General features: G+C 43.1%; 19 protein-coding genes and 1 other annotated feature (1 of these 20 running past the window's edge). Of the genes, 17 read left to right on the top strand and 2 right to left on the bottom strand.

The annotated features are described in order from the left end of the window. The first annotated feature begins 121 nt into the window (after positions 1-121). The 9 genes from NAF01_RS18180 (at position 122) to NAF01_RS18140 (ending at position 10046) form a co-directional block, all read left to right on the top strand. Positions 122-1984: a methylmalonyl-CoA mutase family protein gene (locus NAF01_RS18180; protein WP_048008214.1), complete on the top strand. Its 1863-nt coding sequence runs from the start codon at positions 122-124 to the stop codon at positions 1982-1984. Continuing rightward, positions 1974-4166, top strand: a complete 2193-nt coding sequence (gene scpA / locus NAF01_RS18175; RefSeq protein WP_197247560.1) for a methylmalonyl-CoA mutase — start codon at positions 1974-1976, stop codon at positions 4164-4166. The genes NAF01_RS18180 and scpA overlap by 11 nt, the downstream gene beginning before the upstream one ends. Beyond that, positions 4167-5285, top strand: coding sequence for a methylmalonyl Co-A mutase-associated GTPase MeaB (meaB, locus tag NAF01_RS18170; RefSeq protein ID WP_250800942.1), 1119 nt, complete (start codon positions 4167-4169; stop codon positions 5283-5285). Positions 5286-5516: 231 nt separating this feature from the next. Then, positions 5517-5954, top strand: a complete 438-nt coding sequence (locus tag NAF01_RS18165; RefSeq protein WP_048008211.1) for a BrxA/BrxB family bacilliredoxin — start codon at positions 5517-5519, stop codon at positions 5952-5954. A gap of 183 nt (positions 5955-6137) precedes the next feature. Then, positions 6138-6926, top strand: coding sequence for a transporter substrate-binding domain-containing protein (locus tag NAF01_RS18160; RefSeq protein ID WP_048008210.1), 789 nt, complete (start codon positions 6138-6140; stop codon positions 6924-6926). A gap of 91 nt (positions 6927-7017) precedes the next feature. After that, on the top strand, positions 7018-7677 hold the full coding sequence (locus tag NAF01_RS18155; RefSeq protein WP_035330029.1) for an amino acid ABC transporter permease: 660 nt from the start codon (positions 7018-7020) through the stop codon (positions 7675-7677). Then, entirely contained in the window at positions 7670-8392 is a 723-nt protein-coding gene (locus tag NAF01_RS18150; protein WP_048008209.1) for an amino acid ABC transporter ATP-binding protein, read from the top strand. Before NAF01_RS18155 ends, NAF01_RS18150 begins: the two co-directional genes overlap by 8 nt. 112 nt (positions 8393-8504) lie before the next feature. Further along, the gene (locus tag NAF01_RS18145; protein ID WP_048008208.1) at positions 8505-9497 is read left to right on the top strand and encodes an aromatic acid exporter family protein; all 993 of its coding nucleotides are present in this window, start codon (positions 8505-8507) and stop codon (positions 9495-9497) included. Between the two features lie 27 nt (positions 9498-9524). Next, positions 9525-10046, top strand: a complete 522-nt coding sequence (locus NAF01_RS18140; protein ID WP_197247566.1) for a L,D-transpeptidase — start codon at positions 9525-9527, stop codon at positions 10044-10046. Between the two features lie 260 nt (positions 10047-10306). Here NAF01_RS18140 and prli42 read toward each other — a convergent pair whose 3' ends face one another. Beyond that, positions 10307-10402 carry a stressosome-associated protein Prli42 gene (gene prli42, locus NAF01_RS18135; protein ID WP_152539676.1) on the bottom strand — a complete coding sequence of 32 codons (96 nt, stop codon included), beginning with the start codon at positions 10400-10402 and terminating at the stop codon, positions 10307-10309. A 178-nt stretch (positions 10403-10580) separates the two neighbouring features. Here prli42 and mce point away from each other — a divergent pair, with 178 nt between their 5' ends. The 6 genes from mce (at position 10581) to gndA (ending at position 17317) form a co-directional block, all read left to right on the top strand. Further along, the gene (gene mce, locus NAF01_RS18130; protein WP_048008206.1) at positions 10581-10991 is read left to right on the top strand and encodes a methylmalonyl-CoA epimerase; all 411 of its coding nucleotides are present in this window, start codon (positions 10581-10583) and stop codon (positions 10989-10991) included. Positions 10992-10994: 3 nt separating this feature from the next. Then, entirely contained in the window at positions 10995-12545 is a 1551-nt protein-coding gene (locus NAF01_RS18125; RefSeq protein ID WP_048008205.1) for an acyl-CoA carboxylase subunit beta, read from the top strand. 78 nt (positions 12546-12623) lie between these two features. After that, a complete protein-coding gene (locus NAF01_RS18120) occupies positions 12624-13742 on the top strand; it encodes a tripeptidase T (protein ID WP_035330035.1) in 1119 nt (372 codons plus the stop codon). 128 nt (positions 13743-13870) lie between these two features. Then, positions 13871-14347, top strand: coding sequence for a chemotaxis protein CheW (locus NAF01_RS18115; RefSeq protein ID WP_061793551.1), 477 nt, complete (start codon positions 13871-13873; stop codon positions 14345-14347). A 130-nt stretch (positions 14348-14477) separates the two neighbouring features. Beyond that, entirely contained in the window at positions 14478-15776 is a 1299-nt protein-coding gene (locus tag NAF01_RS18110; protein WP_250800941.1) for a DNA polymerase IV, read from the top strand. 131 nt (positions 15777-15907) lie between these two features. After that, positions 15908-17317 carry an NADP-dependent phosphogluconate dehydrogenase gene (gndA, locus tag NAF01_RS18105; protein ID WP_163145322.1) on the top strand — a complete coding sequence of 470 codons (1410 nt, stop codon included), beginning with the start codon at positions 15908-15910 and terminating at the stop codon, positions 17315-17317. 85 nt (positions 17318-17402) lie between these two features. Here the strand turns inward: gndA and zwf are convergent, their stop codons facing one another. Beyond that, positions 17403-18872, bottom strand: a complete 1470-nt coding sequence (zwf, locus tag NAF01_RS18100; protein WP_250802497.1) for a glucose-6-phosphate dehydrogenase — start codon at positions 18870-18872, stop codon at positions 17403-17405. Positions 18873-19236: 364 nt separating this feature from the next. On the opposite strand from zwf, the gene rnz reads away from it, so the two are divergent. After that, positions 19237-20175: a ribonuclease Z gene (gene rnz / locus NAF01_RS18095; protein ID WP_250800940.1), complete on the top strand. Its 939-nt coding sequence runs from the start codon at positions 19237-19239 to the stop codon at positions 20173-20175. After that, positions 20176-20721 (top strand): histidine phosphatase family protein, encoded by a 546-nt coding sequence (locus NAF01_RS18090; protein ID WP_197213580.1) that lies wholly within the window; start codon positions 20176-20178, stop codon positions 20719-20721. It abuts the gene before it with no gap. 88 nt (positions 20722-20809) lie between these two features. Further along, positions 20810-20847, top strand: a binding site (T-box leader) (it continues 179 nt past the right edge of the window).

The following is a 20847-nucleotide window of genomic DNA, read 5'->3' as shown; positions in this document are numbered from 1 at the left end:
ATAGGTGTATGGAGAATTTAGAATTTTATTATAATTTTCTTGCGGCAATGTTTCATAAGAGAAACGGGTCCGCTGCCGCATGAGGGGAGGGAACGCTGTCAGCTACAAGGACAGCCTAATTATGTCATTAAAGAAAATGATTGAAGAAAAATTCCCGCAGCAGACTAATGAAGATTGGGAACAGAGTGCAGAAAAAGCTCTTAAAGGGAAATCCTTAGAAACATTATCACGAAATACATATGAAAACATAAAATTGAAACCGCTTTATTCCAGAGAGGACCTGACCGAAATCCCGTTATCCCAATATCCGGGTGCAGAAGACTTCAGAAGGGGTTCATACGCTGCCGGATACCTGGGAGAGGAATGGAAGGTTGCACAGAAGGTTAGTGCTTCAGCTTCTGAAGAGCTGGCAGAAAAACTCCTTGCTGCTGTTGCGAAGGGTCAGACAGCGCTGGCTTTCCAGCCAGAACAGCTGACAAATCCAGAGAAGATCAGCATCGCTGTTGGAGAACTTTATAAAAAATATCCTTTCAGTGTGGATGCCGCTCAAAGTCACCGTCAATTAATAGAAGAACTTGGGAGATTAAGTGAAAGCGAAAAAATCACAGGATATATTGCAGCAGACCCGCTTGCCATTGCTGCTGCAGACAAAATGAACGATCGCTCAATCGATGAGCTTTACGAAAATTTGAATGAAACGGCCAATTCGGCAGCTGAACATATGCCAAGCCTGAAAACCATCATGGTGAATACTGCTGTTTATCACAATGGCGGCGCAAATGGCGTCCAGGAACTTGCTTTTGCACTGGCTGCAGGAGTAAATCACCTGCAGTATTTTCTTGGAAAAGGCAAAAAAATCGAAGAAATTCTATCCAAAATGCTATTCAAGTTTGCTGTTGGCTCAAACTTTTTTATGGAGATTGCCAAGCTTCGTGCGGCAAAGGTTTTATGGGGCAAGGTTGCAGAAGTATATGGAGCTGAGAGAGACAGTAAAAAAATAGTCATTTCAGCAGAAACATCCTCCTTTACTAAGTCAGCTTATGATCCTTATGTTAATGTGCTGAGAGCAGGGAATGAAGCATTTGCAGCAGTATTGGGAGGAGTCCAATTCCTGCATGTCAGTCCGTATAATGAACCGGAAGGAGCACATTCTCCTTTTTCAGACCGAATTGCCCGAAACACCCAGCTCATTCTAATGGAGGAAGCGCATCTGCTGAAGGTCTCTGACCCGGCGGGCGGCTCCTGGTATGTGGAGCATCTGACGAATGAACTGATTGATAAAGCCTGGGAACTTTTCCTTGAGATAGAAGAGCTGGGAGGAATGGCTGAAGCCCTCCAGACAGGGTGGGTTCAGAGTCAGATTTCTCAAGTTCATGAAAAGAAGCAGAAAGATGTTCATACTAGAAAACAAAGTATCATTGGAACAAATATTTATGCTAACCCTGATGAAAAGCCGCTTCAAATAGAGGCCGAAACCATTGAAAACAGCAAGAGTGTTATCAAGCCAATCCCGCAGGTTCGGCTTCCAGAGTCCTTCGAAGGTTTGCGGAGTTTATCGGAAAGATTAAAGGAAAAGGGGATACGTCCTCAAGCAGGACTAATCTGTCTGGGAGAATTGAAGAATCATAAGGCCCGTGCTGATTTTATTGCAGGCTTCCTCGCACCCGGAGGGGTTGAGGCAGTCAGAAGCGGCTCAGTAGTGAACCCGGAAGATGCTAAAGCATTTATCCAAGAAACAAATTGCAGGCATTATTTTATTTGCGGATCAAACGACCAATATGACAGTATGGCTGTTCCTTTAATTAAACAACTGAAAGAAGCTTTCCCATCAGCTGCAATCTATTTAGCCGGCCTTCCTGAAGAGAGAAAAAGGGATGAATTTAAAGGTGCTGGAATCAGAGGATACATTCACATGAAAAGCGATTGCTATGAAACTCTCTTGAAGATGCTGAACGAGATGGAGGTGGCAAACAATGGCCAATAAACCAGATTTTAAAAGCCTGGATATTCATAAAGTAAAACAATCAGCAAAGGATGACTGGAAAAGAAAAGCGGAGGAAGAAATCAATTCATCCATCGATCATCTTCTCTTTGAAACAAATGAGAGAATAAAAATAAAGCCGCTATACACAAATGAAGACCTAAAAGATATGGAGCATTTAAACGATAAGCCGGGGCTTCCTCCATATACAAGGGGGCCTTATTCAACCATGTATGTGAACAGGCCCTGGACTGTCCGTCAATATGCCGGATTTTCTACTGCAGAGGAAAGCAATGCTTTCTACCGCCGCAATCTTGCCATGGGGCAAAAGGGTTTATCAGTCGCTTTTGATCTTGCCACCCATAGAGGCTATGATTCTGATCATCCAAGAGTCGAAGGGGATGTAGGGAAAGCTGGCGTGGCCATTGATTCCATCCTGGACATGAAGACACTGTTTGATGGGATCCCTTTAGATCAAATGTCTGTATCCATGACGATGAATGGCGCAGTTTTGCCTGTTATGGCTTTTTATATTGTCACAGCGGAAGAGCAGGGAGTAAGCCAGGAGAAGCTTTCGGGAACGATCCAGAATGATATTTTAAAAGAATATATGGTGCGCAACACCTATATTTATCCGCCGGAAATGTCTATGAAGATCATTGCCGACATATTTGAATATACATCAAAATACATGCCGAAATTCAATAGCATCAGCATCTCAGGATATCATATGCAGGAAGCGGGTGCACCAGCTGATATTGAGCTTGCCTATACGCTCGCAGATGGACTTGAATACGTAAGAACCGGACTTAAAGCCGGAATCGATATTGATTCCTTTGCACCGAGACTCTCGTTTTTCTGGGCTATCGGCATGAACTACTTTATGGAAGTGGCAAAAATGAGGGCAGCCCGCTACATTTGGGCAAAAATGATGAAGACCTTCGAACCCGTTAATCCAAAATCAATGGCGCTTAGAACGCATTCTCAAACCTCAGGCTGGAGCTTGACCGAGCAGGACCCATTCAATAATGTAACAAGGACTCTTATTGAAGCACATGCAGCAGCGATGGGGCATACTCAATCTCTTCATACGAATGCATTGGACGAAGCCATCGCATTGCCGACGGATTTTTCAGCCCGTATAGCGAGAAATACACAACTGTACCTTCAGGAGGAAACAGGTATCACCAATGTAATTGATCCATGGGGCGGTTCTTATTATGTAGAAGCACTAACAGATCAGTTAATTAAGCGAGCCTGGGAGCATATTGAGGAAATCGAGAATCTTGGCGGAATGGCCAGGGCAATTGAGACAGGATTGCCAAAAATGAGAATCGAAGAAGCTGCTGCCAGAAGGCAGGCACAAATCGATTCCGGAAAAGAAACCATTATTGGTGTCAATAAATACAGGCTGGAAAAAGAAGAGCCGATTGACATTCTGGACATCGACAACACAGCTGTACGATTAAAGCAAATCGAAAAGCTGGAGCGGCTAAAGGCCTCCCGCGATAATGAGAAAGTTGCTGAGGCCCTGGAGGCTATTACAAAAGCTGCTGAATCAGGGGAAGGTAACCTTCTTGAGCTTGCAGTAAATGCAGCACGGGTTAGAGCCACTCTTGGCGAAATTTCCGAAGCAATTGAAAAAGTGGCCAGCCGCCATAAAGCGATTATTCGTTCAATCAGCGGCGTTTATAGTTCTGCTTTTTCAAATGAAAAAGAAATTGCAGAAGTAAAGCAGATGACAGATGAATTCCTTGAAAATGAAGGAAGAAGACCGCGGATTCTGATTGCCAAGATGGGGCAGGATGGCCATGACAGGGGAGCAAAAGTCATTTCAACAGCCTTTGCTGATCTTGGTTTTGATGTTGATATCGGCCCTCTGTTCCAGACTCCGGAAGAAACAGCTCTTCAGGCGGTCGAAAATGACGTTCATGTCATTGGCATCAGTTCACTTGCAGCAGGCCATAAGACCCTTCTGCCGCAGCTTGCTGCTGAACTGAAGAAACTGGATAGGGAAGATATTATTGTAGTCATCGGCGGGGTAATTCCGGCGCAGGATTATCAATATTTATATGAGCATGGTGCCTCTGCCATTTTTGGCCCGGGGACCGTCATTCCAGTGGCTGCCCAAAAGGTCATCAGAGAGATATACAGCCGTCTCGGGTACGAGGAAGTGACCCGGTAAATGACTGAGGATAAAAAACCGGAATGGTTTGATGAAGAAAAGGCAGAAGATTTTACAAGCACCGTGCGCAGTGGTGTGGATTCAGGTGAGCCGAAGCAGAAATTCGAGAAAATAGGCAGGTTTCAAAAAAAATCTGCCTCTCTGCCGGATCTTGACGTTCTTGAAGAAGGAATCTTGAGTGGCAGCAGAACTGTTCTTGCAAGAGCGATCACTCTGATTGAAAGTAACGCAGAGCATCATTTTCGCCATGCACAGGAACTCCTGCACAGGCTCCTGCCTCATTCAGGGCGATCGCTCAGGATCGGGATAACCGGAGTGCCGGGGGCAGGAAAGAGCACGTTCATTGAATCTTTTGGGACATATCTATGTGATGCGGGTTTAAAAACAGCTGTTCTTGCCGTTGATCCGAGCTCAAGCTTGAGCGGCGGCAGCATCCTTGGCGATAAAACAAGAATGGAGCAGCTATCAAGAAACCCGCGTGCTTTCATAAGACCTTCTCCTTCAGCCGGGAAACTGGGAGGTGTCCACAGAAAAACAAGAGAGACCATGCTGCTGTGTGAAGCAGCAGGCTTTGATGTTATTCTCGTTGAAACCGTCGGTGTGGGACAAAGTGAAGTCATTGTCAGGGAAATGGTGGATTTCTTTATGCTTTTAACACTGACTGGGGCAGGGGATGAACTGCAGGGAATGAAAAAAGGCATTATGGAACTGGCTGATGCGGTAATTGTCAATAAAGCCGATGGAAGCAATAAAAAATTGGCCGAAAAAACAAAAGCAGAGTATAACCGTATCCTTCACTTTCTTCAGCCAGCTACTAAAGGATGGCAAACGAAAGCTTATACCTGCTCATCTGTCTTTCATGAAGGCATCTCTGAGATCTGGAATGTGATCAAAACGTTTGAAAATACGGCAAAGACATCAGGAGTTTTTGAAGAAAGAAGAAGGCTCCAGACAAAACAATGGATACATTCTATGATTCTGGATCAGCTCCAATTCAGCTTTTTTTATCATCCTGACATAAAACCGCTTCTTCCAAAAATAGAGAACGAGGTCATCGCAGGGAACAGGACGGTTACATCTGCAGTTGAAGAATTGTTTAATGTTTATACAAAAAGATAGAGCTTTCTGTTTCGGGCAGGCTTTTCCCGAAGGCAAAAAAATGGCCAGTGCCTTGCGGGCACTGGCGAATCTAGGGAGTTTAGGGGTATGGATCTAGCTGTAGTTTTATCTTTCCCCGATAATCCAAAAGCTAAACTTTTTTATTCGAAAAATTGACTTGATTGTAAAATTTACTATTGTATTGGTATTATGTATATAGTCAAGAGAATTTTTAAATGAGGAGCGATGACTTTGAATATGGATTTTAATTTATTTATGAATGATGTTGTCAGGCAGGCGCGTCAGGAAATAACGCATGCCGGCTTTACGGAATTAACGGCACCTGAAGAAGTGGATGAGGCCCTTAATAAGAAGGGAACTACACTTGTGATGGTGAACTCTGTCTGCGGATGTGCGGGCGGAATTGCACGTCCTGCAGCCATGCATTCCCTGCATTATGATAAGCGCCCTGACCATTTGGTAACGGTATTTGCCGGACAGGATAAAGAAGCAACCGAAAAAGCAAGATCTTACTTCACAGGTTATCCGCCATCATCACCATCTTTTGCACTTCTCAAAGACGGTGAGCTATGCACGATGATCGAGCGCCACGAAATCGAAGGCCATGAGCCTATGGCAGTAGTCCAGAAACTGCAAGATGCCTTTGAGAAATATTGCGAAGAAGTTTAAATAGCGAAAAGGCCCCGAATAACGGGGCTTTTTTTTGTATGAAATTTATCTGAATAATTAAACTTCTAATAAATAATTAAAAACCTTATTGCATAAATATAAAAATCTGTTAAAATTCATTTTAGTGAATATTTATTAATAGATATGCAGAAATTATTCATATTTTTATAGGGGGAAACAAAGATGAAAAAAGTGATCATGATTGCTTTAAGCATGCTTTTAGTTGGTTTATTAGCTGCATGCGGGACTAGTGAAGAAGATGGAAAAAGCGGCTCTGGAGAAAGCTCAGATAAAAAGGTTTTAACAATGGGTACGTCAGCGGATTATCCGCCATTTGAATATGTAGATTCAGCAAAAGGGGAAGAAATCATCGGCTTTGATGTTGATTTGGCCAAAGCGATTGCTGAAAAATTGGGCTATGAAATCCAAGTGAAGGATATGGACTTTAACGGACTGATCCCTGCACTGGAAACGAGCCAGGTTGATTTTGTTTTAGCGGGTATGACTCCTACTGAAGAGCGTAAAGAAAACGTAGATTTCAGCGATGTATATTATACAGCGAGCCACATGATTGTTTCTAAAAAAGGCAGCGGAATTGAATCATTGGAAGATTTAGACGGAAAAACAATAGGTGTGCAGCTTGCTTCCATTCAGGCAGATAAGGCAGAAGAAATTGCTGAAACAGTTGATATGACTGTGGAAAACCGCAACCGAATCCCTGAGTTAATTCAGGAAATCATGGCAGGCCGATTTGATGCTGCCATGATTGAAGACACAGTTGCAAAAGGATATTTTGAAAAAAATAAAGACCTGGCCGGTTTCACAATTGAAGAAGATGAAACAGAGGCAGGCTCTGCCATTGCTTTTCCTAAAGGCAGTGAATTAACTGAAGAATTCAATGCAGAGCTTTTGAAGATGAAAGAAAACGGTGAATTGGAAGAATTGATCGTAAAATGGTTTGATAACAAATAATTCGCTGGGAATTGGCGTCCAAGGCATATCTTCCTTTGGACGCTTTATTCTTCTCAGAAAATAAATTACTTACAGAAAGGATGGAAAGATAGTGAATCTGGATTTTCAGCAGTTCATTCCCTCCCTTCCATATATACTTAAAGGCATTGGCGTCACGCTGCAAATTGTGTCTATGGCAGGCATACTGGGTTTTGTATTAGGTATTATTCTATCATTCTTTAAAATTAGCAAATTTAAATTTCTTGGCTGGATTGCAGATGCCTATACATCCGTTTTTAGGGGAACACCTCTTGTTCTTCAGCTGATGCTTATCTATTATGGGTCACCCCAGCTGATCGGATATAAAATTGATCCTTCCACAGCTGCCGTCCTGTCTTTTGGGCTTAATTCAGCGGCCTATATCTCGGAGATCATCAGGGCGGGAATCCTGGCGGTGGATAAAGGCCAAAGTGAAGCGGCAATGGCACTGGGCGTTCCATACAGGCCGGCCATGATGGATATCATACTTCCGCAGGCAATGAAAAACATTTTGCCTGCATTAATGAACGAGTTTATTACTCTTACAAAAGAGTCTGCGATCGTAACAGTCATTGGAGTAACAGACGTGATGCGCCGGGCTTACATCGTGGGAGGCGAAAAGTTTTCCTACTTCGAACCGATACTGATTGCCGGGCTGATTTATTACATTATGGTAATGGTCCTGACTGTTCTTGGAAAAGGAATTGAAAGGAGAATGAGACGCAGTGATTAAAGTGGAAAATTTGCATAAGCATTTCGGTAAACTTGAAGTTCTTAAAGGAATTTCAACCAATATTCAAGATGGCGAAGTAGTGGCTGTAATAGGTCCGTCCGGTTCCGGGAAGTCTACATTCCTCCGCTGCATCAATCTTCTGGAATTGCCAACAGACGGCAGGATCATGATTAATGGGCAGGACATTACGGATAAAAGCACGAACATAATGAAAGTGCGCCAAAATGTGGGGATGGTGTTTCAGCATTTTCATTTATTCCCCCATAAAACTGCCCTGCAAAACCTGACCTATGCACCGATGAAGGTTAGGGGATTATCAAAATCGGAAGCCGAGAAAACAGGGCTCGAGCTTTTGGAGAAGGTAGGGTTATCTGCTAAAGCACACGAATACCCCAATCGTTTATCCGGGGGGCAGAAACAAAGGGTTGCGATTGCAAGAGCTCTTGCCATGCAGCCTGAAGTTATGCTTTTTGATGAGCCAACATCTGCTCTTGACCCGGAAATGGTGAAAGAAGTGCTGGACGTTATGAAGAATTTAGCACATACTGGCATGACAATGGCGATTGTTACCCATGAAATGGGCTTTGCCCGTGAAGTGGCAGACAGGGTGCTGTTCCTCGATGGCGGTGTGCTTGTAGAGGATTCTTCGCCTGAAGAATTTTTTTCTAATCCTAAGAGTGAACGTGCAAGGGATTTCTTGCAAAAAATGCTATAATCGATATATGCTATGGGAGAAGATGGTCAACATGATCATCTTCTCTTTCGCATTTAATACCTGACAGCCTTTTTAAAATTAGATGGGCAATTGAATATAGGAGTTTGAATAAATGAAATACAGAATTGGCTACCGGACAATCAAGACTGCAGTGGGGACTTCCATCAGCATCATGATTGCACAGATGCTGCAGCTTGATAATTTTGTTTCTGCAGGAATCCTGACTATATTATGCATAAAAGTCACAAAGAAAAAATCACTCCGGGCTTCATGGGACCGATTTTTTGCCTGTCTGCTGGCAATGGCGTTTTCATCTTTGTTTTTTGAGGGCATTGCTTACCACCCGCTTGTAATCGGACTGCTGCTGCTGTTTTTTATTCCGGCAGCTGTCATGGCAAAGGCCAGCGATGGAATTGTAACAAGCTCAGTTATAATTTTGCATATTTATTCTGCAGGAGAGGTTTCAAAGGACCTCTTGCTGAATGAATTGGGCATAATTATTGTCGGAATCGGTGTTGCACTAATCGCAAACCTTTACATGCCGAGCCTGGAATCGAAGCTTAAGGAATATAGACTTGAAATAGAAGAAAACTTTAAGGTGATCTTTGACGAAATCGTGAGGTATTTGCGGACCCATGAAAGCAGCTGGGACGGCAGAGAAATTACTGAAACAATGGAAATGATCGACGAGGCAAAAGCGCTGGCCTTCAGGGATGTTGAAAATCACTTTCGAAGAGATGAAAATTTATATTATCATTATTTCAAAATGAGGGAAAAACAATTTGAAATTATTGAGAGGGTACTTCCAAGTGTTACTTCCATTGCACTTCCTGTTGAACAGGGAGAGATGATCGCTGATTTTATTGAAGAATTATCGGAACATATCCACCCGGGCAATACGGCCCTGCTATTCCTGGAGAAATTGTACCGTATGAAGGTTTCTTTTGAAAATATGGAGCTCCCCAAAACGAGGGAGGAATTTGAAGCACGTGCTGCACTGCTTCACTTTGTAAAAGAAATGGAACAGTATTTAATTATTAAGAGCTCTTTTAAAGGGTTAAAGGATAAGGAAATGAATCAAAGCGGGACTGGAGAAGCAAACTAAGGAAAAGGAATTGGAGCGTGAATTGTCATGCTGAAGTTTGCTGCAGCGGCCATCCTGTTTTTTTCACTTTCCCCAATCTGGCCATTGGGACTTAATCCGCTGCCTGGAGATCCATTTCTGATTGTCAATAAACGCACAAATGAAGTAGCGTTTGTACAGAATCATAAAGTGCAGAATGTCATCTCAGCTGCAACCGGGAAAACGGATGACCTTACACCGGAAGGGCTGTTCACTGTGACTGTAAAGGCAGCTGATCCTTACTACAGAAAAAAGGACATAAAAGGCGGTGACCCCCGGAATCCGCTCGGCACAAGGTGGATTGGGTTTGACGCAGAAAATACTGATGGCAGAATCTATGGCATTCACGGGACGAACGATCCTTCGTCCATCGGCAGATATGTCTCCAATGGATGTATCAGATTGCAGAATGAGGCAGTCGAGTCTCTATACGAATCCGTGCCGCTTGGAACAAAAATCTTAGTAGTCACCTCAGCTAAGAGCTTTGACGAACTTGGAAGAGATTACGGCGCCATAAAAAAAGATAATTGAAAGAATGTACAGCTGCATCTGAATGGATGCAGTTTTTTTATGAGCTGGATAAACGCTAACTTCGGACTCTGCAGTTCATATTTTTGCCTTTGGTGTCCGAAGTTGCTCAATGTCCGGACTCAACTCCCTGGTTCCCTGCTTTTTGTGTCCGAAGTTTCTCCAGCTCTTGGGATTTCGTTAAAAAGCATCAACTAAAACAATCAAACAAAAAAACTGCCCGGAATTGCCATCCAGAGCAGCTAATGAATAGAGTTCCCCTGTTATAAAAACATCGACATACCCATAATGAGGGTAGATGCGAGCATTGCAAATATCATTAGATAGACAATGACTTTCGCCAGTTTCTTATTTGACATTCTATGCCTCCTTGTCCCAATTCTTACTCTTATTTTACTAAGAATCATCAAATTGAACAACCGCTCAATTTTTAAAAGGATTTTCGACATTTTTAACGAATATTTAAATAATAGATTTAAAATATGCCTGTTTAATGCAGGAAGTTCATAATTTCGACATCCAAGAGGAGGGAAACAGATGATTAAGAAGGTGGACCATATTGGAATTGCTGTCAGGTCTATTGATGAAGCGCTTCCATTTTATACTGAAACGCTCAAGCTTGAATTTCTCGGATTAGAGGAAGTGGACAGCCAGGGAGTAAAGGTGGCGTTTATTAAAGCGGGGGAAACGAAACTCGAGCTGCTGGAGCCGATAAGTGAAGAAAGCCCAATTGCCAAGTTTATTGAAAAGCGGGGAGAAGGGCTGCATCATGTTGCACTGGGAGTTGACAGCATACAAGAACGCATAAACGAAATGAAAGAACAGGGTATCAGGATGCTGCAGGATGAACCAAAGATTGGTGCGGGCGGTGCCCATGTAGCCTTTATGCATCCGAAATCAGCAGGCGGTATATTATATGAATTCTGTGAAAAGAAAGGATTGAAATAAGGCATGGCAGACATCTATGAGAAAATAAATGAGTTATACGACAGGCGCAGGGAAGTAGAACTGGGCGGAGGGGATGAGCGTATACAAAAACAGCATGAAAAAGGAAAACTGACTGCCCGGGAACGAATCGATTTATTAGTAGATCCGGGAACTTTCGTTGAGCTGAACCCATTTATTGAGCACCGCAGCACGGATTTTGGACTGGAAAACCAAAAAGGGCCCGGAGATGGTGTAGTAACTGGCTATGGAAAGGTCAACGGACGTCCTATCTTCTTATTTTCACAGGACTTTACCGTTTTTGGGGGCGCTCTCGGGGAGATGCATGCAAAAAAAATTGCCAATGTAATGGATTTAGCAGCTGAAAATGGAGCGCCATTTGTAGGCTTGAATGATTCCGGCGGCGCCAGAATACAGGAAGGTGTTGTTTCCCTTGATGGGTACGGCCATATTTTCTACCGGAATTCCATTTATTCAGGCGTGATTCCGCAGATTTCAGTTATTATGGGGCCTTGTGCCGGCGGTGCAGTGTATTCTCCGGCGATTACGGATTTTGTCTTTATGGTGGAAAAGACGAGCCAGATGTTCATAACCGGACCAAAAGTAATCGAAACGGTGACTGGGGAGAAAATTTCTCCTGAGGATCTTGGCGGTGCACTTGTCCACAATACGATCAGCGGAAACGCTCACTTTAGAGGGGAGTCCGAAGAGGAAGTGATTGGGCAGGTGCGGAGTCTGTTAAGCTACCTTCCGCAGAATAACGAAGAGAAACCACCTATGTCCGAATGGGATGAAGAAGATGATTACCGTCCTGATTTGACAGACGTGATTCCTTTTGATGCCCTTCGTCCATATGACGTCCGAAAAGTCATTGAACAGGTAGTGGATAAAGATACTTTTATGGAGGTGCAGCGCGACTTCGCTAAAAATATTGTAGTCGGCCTTGCCCGGATCAAGGGTGAGACAGTGGGACTTGTCTGCAATCAGCCGAAGGTAATGGCGGGAGGCTTGGACATAGATTCTTCTGATAAGGCTTCAAGGTTTATCCGGTTCTGTGATTCCTTTAATATCCCACTTATTACATTTGAGGACGTCACAGGCTTTTTCCCGGGTGTTAAACAGGAGCATGGCGGAATTATACGGCACGGAGCAAAGATTCTCTATGCTTACTCAGAAGCAACGGTGCCAAAGCTTACTGTTATTTTAAGAAAAGCATTCGGCGGGGCTTACGTTGCCCTTAACAGTAAATCTATTGGCGCTGATCTTGTTTTTGCATGGCCGAATGCGGAAGTAGCCGTAATGGGTCCTCAAGGTGCAGCCAACATTATTTTTGCAAGGGAAATCCAGAACAGTGATGATCCCGAGGCAACAAGGGCACAAAAAATCGAAGAGTACAGAGAAAAGTTCGCCAATCCATATGTGGCGGCAAGCCGGGGCATGGTGGATGATGTCATCGATCCGCGTGAAACCAGAATCAAGCTCATTCAGGCGCTTGAAATGCTACGCAATAAGAAAGAAAGCAGGCCTCATAAAAAGCATGGAAATATCCCGCTATAATGGATTCCTGATTTGCTGTGCCAAAATTTTGGAGTTATACTTGCTTAGTAAGCTTAAAATTTGGAGGTTTGTACATAAATGATTAATGAGGAACGCTTATTAAACGAATTTCTGGAACTGGTGCAAATTGATTCTGAAACAAAGTATGAAGCTCAAATTGCCAAAGTTTTGAAGAAAAAATTCAGGGATCTTGGGGTTGAGGTGTACGAAGACGATACAACTGCACAGACCGGACATGGTGCAGGCAACCTCATCTGCACTCTTCAGGGAACGAAAGAAGGAATTGATACAATTTATTTCACTTCACACATGGATACAGTTGTTCCTGGAAAAGGAATTAAACCTTCCATCAAGGACGGCTATGTTGTAACCGATGGAACAACAATCCTGGGGGCAGACGACAAGGCGGGACTTGCCGTTATGCTCGAAATTGTTAAAGTTCTGAAAGAGCAGAATATTGCTCATGGAACTATTCAGTTCATTATCACTGTTGGTGAAGAATCCGGACTGGTTGGAGCTAAGGTTCTTGATCCTTCACTTGTTAAAGCAAAGTTCGGCTATGCATTGGACAGTGACGGAAAAGTCGGAAATATAATCGTTGCCGCTCCAACCCAGGCTAAAGTGAAAGCTGCTATTCTGGGAAAAACAGCTCATGCCGGTGTTGCTCCTGAGAAGGGCATTTCTGCCATCACGATGGCATCAAAAGCGATCTCAAGAATGCCGCTGGGCCGCATTGATGAAGAGACAACGGCTAATATCGGTCGTTTTGAAGGCGGACAGCAGACGAATATCGTATGTGACCATGTTGATGTATTAGCAGAAGCACGTTCATTAATTCCTGAAAAAATGGAACAGCAGGTAGCTAAAATGAAGGAAGCTTTTGAAAGTGCTGCCGAAGAAATGGGCGGCAAAGCTGAAGTGGATGTTCAGGTTATGTACCCTGGCTTTAAATTTGGCGAAGGTGATCATGTCGTTGAAGTAGCACGCAGAGCGGCTGCAAAAATCGGCCGCAGCTCCGAGCTTCTTCACAGTGGCGGCGGAAGCGATGCAAATGTGATCGCCGGCTTTGGCATTCCAACAGTTAACCTTGCTGTCGGCTATGAAGAAATTCATACAACCAATGAGCGCATGCCTATCGAAGAATTAAATAAACTGGCTGAAATGGTCATTGCCATTATTGAAGAAGTATCAGCTTAAACAGCAAGAGAGAGAACCAATGCGGTTCTCTTTTTTTGCTGCAGCAATCTATTATTTCCTCACTAGTTAGAAAATAATGGCTATGGTATATTAGTACTATACATAAGAGTTTCCGAGGAGGAAATAGGATGATTGAAAATAATAAAGCTGTCGTTTTCAGGGCAGGAAATGAGGAATATGCTACACCGGTTCCTTTTGTTATATCCATTGAGAAAATGGAAGGCATTACACCGATTCCTCATTTGCCCGGCTATGTAAGAGGAATTGTTAAAGTCAGGGGAGAGCTTATTCCTGTTGTGGATTTTGAAGAAATCCTCTACAGCCGGAAACTTGCTGATAGTGACTCGGCAAGAATGATCGTGCTGCAGACAGACGAGCTATCATTCGCCGTTCTTGTAAATGAAGCCAAGGAAATTCTCGATATTCCAGAAGATTGCCTGAAACAGCCAGGTTTGATTGCCTATCAAAAAACCAATTATTTCACAGGCGTGGCTAATATCGATAATAGGCTGATTGCTATAATCGATCCTTTAAAGCTGGTGGAATCACTGGAGGGAATAAGAGAAATAAAAGAGTATATGAAAACACAGCATACAACTGCATAGCGGACGAAATATAGAACAGGGGATCAGAGAGAGATTCCCTGTTTTCGCTTTTTCAAAAAGCACCTGATTAATAGAAAAGAAAAATATTTGCTAAAATAGAACTGAATTATATTTACAGGGAAGTGCCTGCATGAAACAAATGTATCCAAAAAACGGGAGAGTCATCCTTCATGTTGATATGAATAGTTTTTATGCTTCGGTTGAGATGGCTTATGATCCATCATTAAAGGGTAAGCCTTTAGCAATCGCAGGGAATCCGGAGGAGAGACGCGGTATTATTGTAACTTGCAGCTATGAGGCAAGGAAATTCGGGGTTAAAACCACCATGCCTTTATGGGAGGCTAAAAAACTCTGTCCACAGCTGATTATCATGAAGCCCAATTTTGAGAAATATCGTGCAGCTTCTATGGGAATGTTTGATATATTGCGCGAATATTCCTCCCTTGTTGAACCTGTATCCATTGATGAAGGATATGTGGACATAACAGACAGCTATGAGTTTGGGAGCCCGATAGAAATTGCCGGGACGATACAAAAGCAGGTTTTTCAGCAGCTCGATTTGCCCTGCAGCATAGGTGTTGCCCCTAATAAATTTTTAGCCAAGATGGCTTCCGATATGAAAAAGCCAATGGGGATTACAGTACTCAGAAAAAGAGATGTACCGCATATCCTATGGCCGATGGAAGTGGAAGAAATGCACGGAGTCGGCAGAAAAACCGGAGAAAAACTGAGAAACCTCAATATCACCACAATTGGGGAATTGGCAAAAGCCGATGAAATTATCCTAAAAGCAGCATTGGGCATTAATGGACCGAGGCTGAAACAAAAGGCCAATGGCCAGGATTTTAGAAAAGTCGATCCCGACTCTGCATCTGAATTTAAAAGTGTGGGGAATTCGACCACACTGCCAAGAGATGTCTCAAATCAAAGAGAGCTGCTCCAGGTATTTGGAAAGCTGGCTGCACAGGTTTCTTCCAGATTGAAGAGGAAAAAGGTTATGGCAGAATCTCTCGGAATTACTATCCGGTATAAGGACCGAAAAACCATTACAAGAAGCCGAAAACTGAAGAATCCGATTCAGCATAATGATGAAATTTACCAAATAGCAAAAGAGCTTTTTATAAAACATTGGAATGGAAATGCAGTACGGCTTCTGGGCATTACAGGAACAGACCTTGTCGAACCCGAACAGGCGGTTAAACAGCTGGATTTGTTCAGTTTTGAAAAAGACGCCAAAAAGGAGCCGCTATTTCAGACAATGGATCTTTTGCGCAAGAAATACGGCACTAAAATAATCGACAATGCGGGTGCACTTTCGGACATGAAATTGACCAGCCCCAAAATCGGCACTGACACCAGCTTTAATAAAGACTTTTTGCATGGCAGTCCAGCAAGAAGTGATAAAAAAGAAAAAGATGATCATTCATGAGTTTTTAAGGCAGCTATAAGCAAAACTAAGACAGGAAAGTTGAATCAGAATAGGAATCTTGCTAAAGTATAGTGGATTATTTTATTGAATTTTACATGTAACGCATAAAGCCTGGAAGGGAAGGTAATAAGATGACGAAATCGCAGTTTGGTGTTATCGGCTTAGCCGTCATGGGCAAAAATCTTGCCATGAATATTGAAAGCAGAGGGTACTCAGTATCAGTTTTTAACCGGTCACGTGAAAAAACGGATGAGATGCTTAAGGAAGTGGAAGGAAGAAACTTTAAAGGTACATATACAATTGAAGAATTTGTTGATTCTCTGGAAAAACCCCGCAAAATCATGCTTATGGTGAAAGCAGGCGGTCCGACAGATGCGACAATTGAGCAGTTAAAGCCTCTGTTGGATAAAGGGGATATTCTGATTGATGGAGGAAATACCTTCTTTGTGGATACGCAGCGCCGCAATAAGGAATTAAGCGAGCTGGGCATCCATTTTATCGGTACGGGTGTTTCCGGCGGTGAAGAGGGCGCTCTAAAGGGTCCTTCCATTATGCCTGGCGGCCAAAAAGAAGCCTACGAGCTGGTTGCCCCGATTTTTCAAGATATTGCTGCAAAGGTGAATGGCGAAGCATGCACCACATACATTGGTCCAGATGGGGCAGGACATTATGTGAAAATGGTTCATAACGGTATTGAATACGGCGATATGCAGCTGATTTCCGAATCTTATTTTCTTTTGAAAAACGTGCTTGGTTTGACTGCTGAAGAGCTCCATGAAGTATTCGCAGAATGGAATAAAGGCGAACTTGACAGCTATCTGATTGAAATTACGGCTGATATTTTCACGAAAAAAGATGAGGAAACCGGAAAGCCGCTGGTAGATGTCATCCTTGATACAGCAGGCCAAAAGGGAACCGGCAAATGGACAAGCCAAAGTGCGCTTGACCTCGGTGTACCGCTTCCAATCATTACTGAATCCGTTTTTGCCCGATTCATTTCTGCCATGAAAGAAGAACGTGTGAATGCAAGCAAAGTTCTTCGCGGACCGGCTGCACAGGACTTCACAGGTGATAAAAAAGCATTTATCGAGAGTGTCCGCAAAGCCCTTTACATGAGTAAAATCTGCTCATATGCACAAGGCTTTGCTCAAATGAGAGCAGCTTCCGAAGAATATGGATGGGATTTGAAATACGGTGATATTGCGATGATTTTCCGCGGCGGCTGCATTATCCGTGCCCAATTCCTGCAGAAAATCAAGGAAGCATATGACCGTGAGCCAGGCTTGAAGAATCTCCTTCTTGATCCGTACTTCAGGGAAATCGTGGAAAGCTATCAGGATGCTGCCCGTGAAATTATCAGTGTGGCTGTAAAGAACGGCATTCCTGTACCATGCTTTGCTGCTGCTTTGTCCTATTATGACAGCTACCGAACAGAAACATTGCCTGCAAACCTTCTTCAGGCACAGCGTGACTACTTTGGTGCACACACCTATCAGCGTACAGACAAAGAAGGCATTTTTCATACAAACTGGATGGAATAATAAAAAAACAGCGTCCGAGCGGCGCTGTTTTTTGTCTTTTAAAAAAATAAAAACCCCCTTCATCAGCAGGGGGGTCTCAGAATCATTAACACTGTTCAACATCAAGGTCAGTTACAGGCCACCAGAAGAAACCGTCTTTTTCAAGCAGCCGGTCTGCTTCTTTTGGACCCATGGAACCGGATTCGTAATTAGGGAAGCCTTCTTCTCTTGTGTTTTCCCAAACGTCGGAAATTTTGTCGACAAAGCTCCAGGAAAGGGCCACTTCATCCCAGTGTGTAAAGTTTGTTGCGTCACCGCGCATGCAATCATATAAAAGCCTTTCATAAGCTTCAGGTGTATTCATGTCATCGATGCCTTTGTTGGCAAAGTTTAATTTTACCGGTGTGGCTTCAATGTTTTGACCTGATTTTTGGGCATTTAAATAAAGGGTAATCCCTTCTTCTGGCTGAATATGGATCACCAGCAGGTTTGGATTTAGCGTTTGCTCAGTCTGATAATATAAGTTCATCGGAATATCCTTGAACTGGATAACAATTTTCGTTGATTTAGCAGCCATCCTTTTTCCTGTGCGAATGTAGATAGGCACACCTGCCCAGCGGAAATTGTCAATCATCAGCTTGCCTGCTGCATACGTTTCGGTGTTTGATTGCTCATCCACCATCGGCTCTTGATTGTAAGCTGGTACTTCCTGTCCATTTAAATGGCCTTTTCCATATTGGCCGCGGACAAAGTAATCTCTTACCTGATCGCCTTCAATTGGACGCATGGCTCTTAAAACTTTTACTTTTTCAGATCTGATTTCATCTGTTGTCAAGCGGATTGGCGGTTCCATTGCCAATAAGGCAACCATTTGCAGCATATGGTTTTGAACCATGTCACGAAGGGCGCCGCTTTTTTCATAGTAGCGGCCGCGTTCTTCAACACCCAGTATTTCGCTTGATGTAACCTGGATATTTGAGATGTAGCGATTGTTCCATAAGGGTTCGAAAATCGCATTGGCAAAACGAATCACTTCAATGTTTTGCACCATTTCTTTCCCCAGGTAATGGTCAATCCGGTAAATTTCATTTTCTGAAAAGGCTTTTCGGATTTGCTTATTAAGCTGCTTCGCTGATTCAAGATCATGCCCAAATGGTTTTTCAATGACAAGACGCTTAAACCCATCTACATCTGTCAGGCCATCTGCTTTTAAATGCTCTGCAATGGTTCCGAAAAACTCAGGTGCCATGGCAAGGTAAAAAATGCGGTTGCCTTCAAGGGAATAGTGAGTATCCAATTCTTCAGCCATGCTCTTTAATGCCAAATAGGAACTGGAATCCGTCACGTCATGCGAATGATAGTAAAAGTGAGAAATAAAATCTTCAAGTTCTCCGTTATCTTTTATAGCGGACTCAACAGAGGCTTTAACACTTGCCTGAAACTCATCATTTGATAGCGGCCTTCTCGCAACCCCTACAACGGCAAAGCGATCAGACAGCCTGCCCTTTTTGTATAAGCGGTAAAGTGAGGGAAACAATTTTCGTTTTGCCAAATCCCCTGTTGCTCCAAATATCATTATTAATCCGGCCGGTTTTTCGTTTGTTTTCACGATTCTAGAACCTCTTTTCGACAAAATTTCTGTATGTAAGGCGGGACTGACTTTTGTCCGTCCTCAGCTTGAGAAGAAGCTGTTATATTGCATTGCAAAAAAACGTCTGTACAAGTATAAAATTGTATCTGTTTACAGCTATTTTCGCAAATATTAAGTTTGTCCTTTTTACCATAGTTTCTATCTAACAGCCAGGAACTATCCTTTCAAATAATACAAAAAACAATTGTTAGTTGAATGAATTCCGAGGCTGCTATGGTATATTGTTTATATTCATACTGGCAAGAACAGACAGGCTTAATCCCTAAATTGCCGGAAGGAGGTATTTTATATGGACATATTTTTTCTGGGAACGGGAGCAGGAATTCCCGCTAAGCTGAGGAATGTATCTTCGATGGCTTTAAAGCTCCTGGATGAAAGAGGGAGCATATGGCTTTTTGACTGTGGCGAAGCGACCCAGCATCAAATTTTACATACAAGCATTAAACCGAGAAGAATTGAGAAAATCTTTATCACACATCTTCATGGTGACCATATTTACGGTCTGCCCGGCCTGCTTTCAAGCCGCTCTTTCCAGGGCGGTGATACAGAGGTGACCCTATATGGGCCAAAAGGTTTGAAAGAATTCATTGAAGTCTCGCTATCTGTCAGCGGCACATATCTTAAGTACCCTTTAAAGGTAGCTGAAATCACTGAGGGTATTGTGCTTGATGAAAAAGATTTTAAGGTGGAAGCCCGAATGCTCGAGCACGGAATATCCTCTTATGGCTACCGGATTACAGAAAAGGACCGTCCGGGCACATTGCTTGCGGACAAACTTGCTGAAGCGGGAATCAAACCAGGTCCGATATATAAGAAAATAAAGCATGGTGAAGACATAGAGCTTGAGGATGGAAGTATTATCGAAGCAAAAAAATTCCTGGGGCCGGCTCAAAAGGGAAGAATTGTCACGGTGCTGGGTGATACCAGATTCTGCGATGCGGCAATAGATTTGGCAGCCGATGCTGACCTATTAATACATGAGGCAACCTTCTCCGGGGGGGAAGAGAAGCTTGCATACGATTATTTTCATTCGACAACCCTGCAGGCAGCTCAGGTTGCGCTCGAGGCGAATGCAAGGAAACTTTGCCTGAATCATATCAGCTCACGATATGAACGCCAGGATTGGGAACAGCTTGTGAAAGAATCACAGACTATTTTCCCCAACACGGTTATTGCTGAGGACTTTAAGGAATTTCATATCCCGCTTGCTAAAGGAGAGGCGAATTAAATGAAGACTTTCTATATCGTGCGCCATGCAAAGGCTGAGGGCCAGCCTTTCTCTGCCAAATTGACAGAAAAGGGAAGGGAACAGGCATTAAAATTAATTGATTTCTTTAAAGGCAAAGAAATTAATCGCATTTATTCAAGCCCTTTTGTTCGGGCGGTTGAAACAATCCGGCCGCTTGCACAGTCCAGAAACCTGGATATCATTGAGGAAAGCCGTTTGGGTGAAAGAGTGCTGAGCTCTATTCTTTTTAATGATTGGCAGGACAAGCTTAAACAAAGCTTTACCGATTTTGATCTCGTTTTTGAAGGAGGAGAATCTCATTTATCAGGAATGAAACGAGCCTCTTCCCTGCTGGATGAATTAATCGCGTCCAATGAGAATCACATCGTTCTGGTCAGCCATGGCAATTTATCGACGCTGCTTCTGCGTTATTTCGATGAAGATGCAGGCTTTGAGCATCTGATGAAGATGAGCAACCCGGATGTTTTCGAAATTAAAGTAAATGGTGAAGATACCGTATGGAAGCGGATTTGGAATGAAAAGTAATGCCTGGAAAAATTGAATTTTTCAAATTTGGCATTGACGGCTCTCTGCATGCATACTATAATCACACTTATACTTTAAAACATTATAGTAAAAAGCTATGAAGAGACTCTATTAAGTTTTATCTCC

It is taken from the genome of Cytobacillus firmus (assembly GCF_023657595.1).
GTDB lineage: Bacteria > Bacillota > Bacilli > Bacillales > Cytobacillaceae > Cytobacillus > Cytobacillus firmus_B.
The sequence above is the reverse complement of the archived record's forward strand: the minus strand, read 5'-3'. Positions and strand labels throughout refer to the sequence as shown.

Coding starts and splice junctions, on each gene's coding strand:
- NAF01_RS18180 (WP_048008214.1), top strand. CDS start 122: ATGTCATTAAAGAAAATGATTGAAGAAAAATTCCCGCAGCAGACTAAT.
- scpA (WP_197247560.1), top strand. CDS start 1,974: ATGGCCAATAAACCAGATTTTAAAAGCCTGGATATTCATAAAGTAAAA.
- meaB (WP_250800942.1), top strand. CDS start 4,167: ATGACTGAGGATAAAAAACCGGAATGGTTTGATGAAGAAAAGGCAGAA.
- NAF01_RS18160 (WP_048008210.1), top strand. CDS start 6,138: ATGAAAAAAGTGATCATGATTGCTTTAAGCATGCTTTTAGTTGGTTTA.
- NAF01_RS18145 (WP_048008208.1), top strand. CDS start 8,505: ATGAAATACAGAATTGGCTACCGGACAATCAAGACTGCAGTGGGGACT.
- NAF01_RS18140 (WP_197247566.1), top strand. CDS start 9,525: ATGCTGAAGTTTGCTGCAGCGGCCATCCTGTTTTTTTCACTTTCCCCA.
- prli42 (WP_152539676.1), bottom strand. CDS start 10,402: ATGTCAAATAAGAAACTGGCGAAAGTCATTGTCTATCTAATGATATTT.
- mce (WP_048008206.1), top strand. CDS start 10,581: ATGATTAAGAAGGTGGACCATATTGGAATTGCTGTCAGGTCTATTGAT.
- NAF01_RS18125 (WP_048008205.1), top strand. CDS start 10,995: ATGGCAGACATCTATGAGAAAATAAATGAGTTATACGACAGGCGCAGG.
- NAF01_RS18120 (WP_035330035.1), top strand. CDS start 12,624: ATGATTAATGAGGAACGCTTATTAAACGAATTTCTGGAACTGGTGCAA.
- NAF01_RS18115 (WP_061793551.1), top strand. CDS start 13,871: ATGATTGAAAATAATAAAGCTGTCGTTTTCAGGGCAGGAAATGAGGAA.
- NAF01_RS18110 (WP_250800941.1), top strand. CDS start 14,478: ATGAAACAAATGTATCCAAAAAACGGGAGAGTCATCCTTCATGTTGAT.
- gndA (WP_163145322.1), top strand. CDS start 15,908: ATGACGAAATCGCAGTTTGGTGTTATCGGCTTAGCCGTCATGGGCAAA.
- zwf (WP_250802497.1), bottom strand. CDS start 18,872: ATGATATTTGGAGCAACAGGGGATTTGGCAAAACGAAAATTGTTTCCC.
- rnz (WP_250800940.1), top strand. CDS start 19,237: ATGGACATATTTTTTCTGGGAACGGGAGCAGGAATTCCCGCTAAGCTG.
- NAF01_RS18090 (WP_197213580.1), top strand. CDS start 20,176: ATGAAGACTTTCTATATCGTGCGCCATGCAAAGGCTGAGGGCCAGCCT.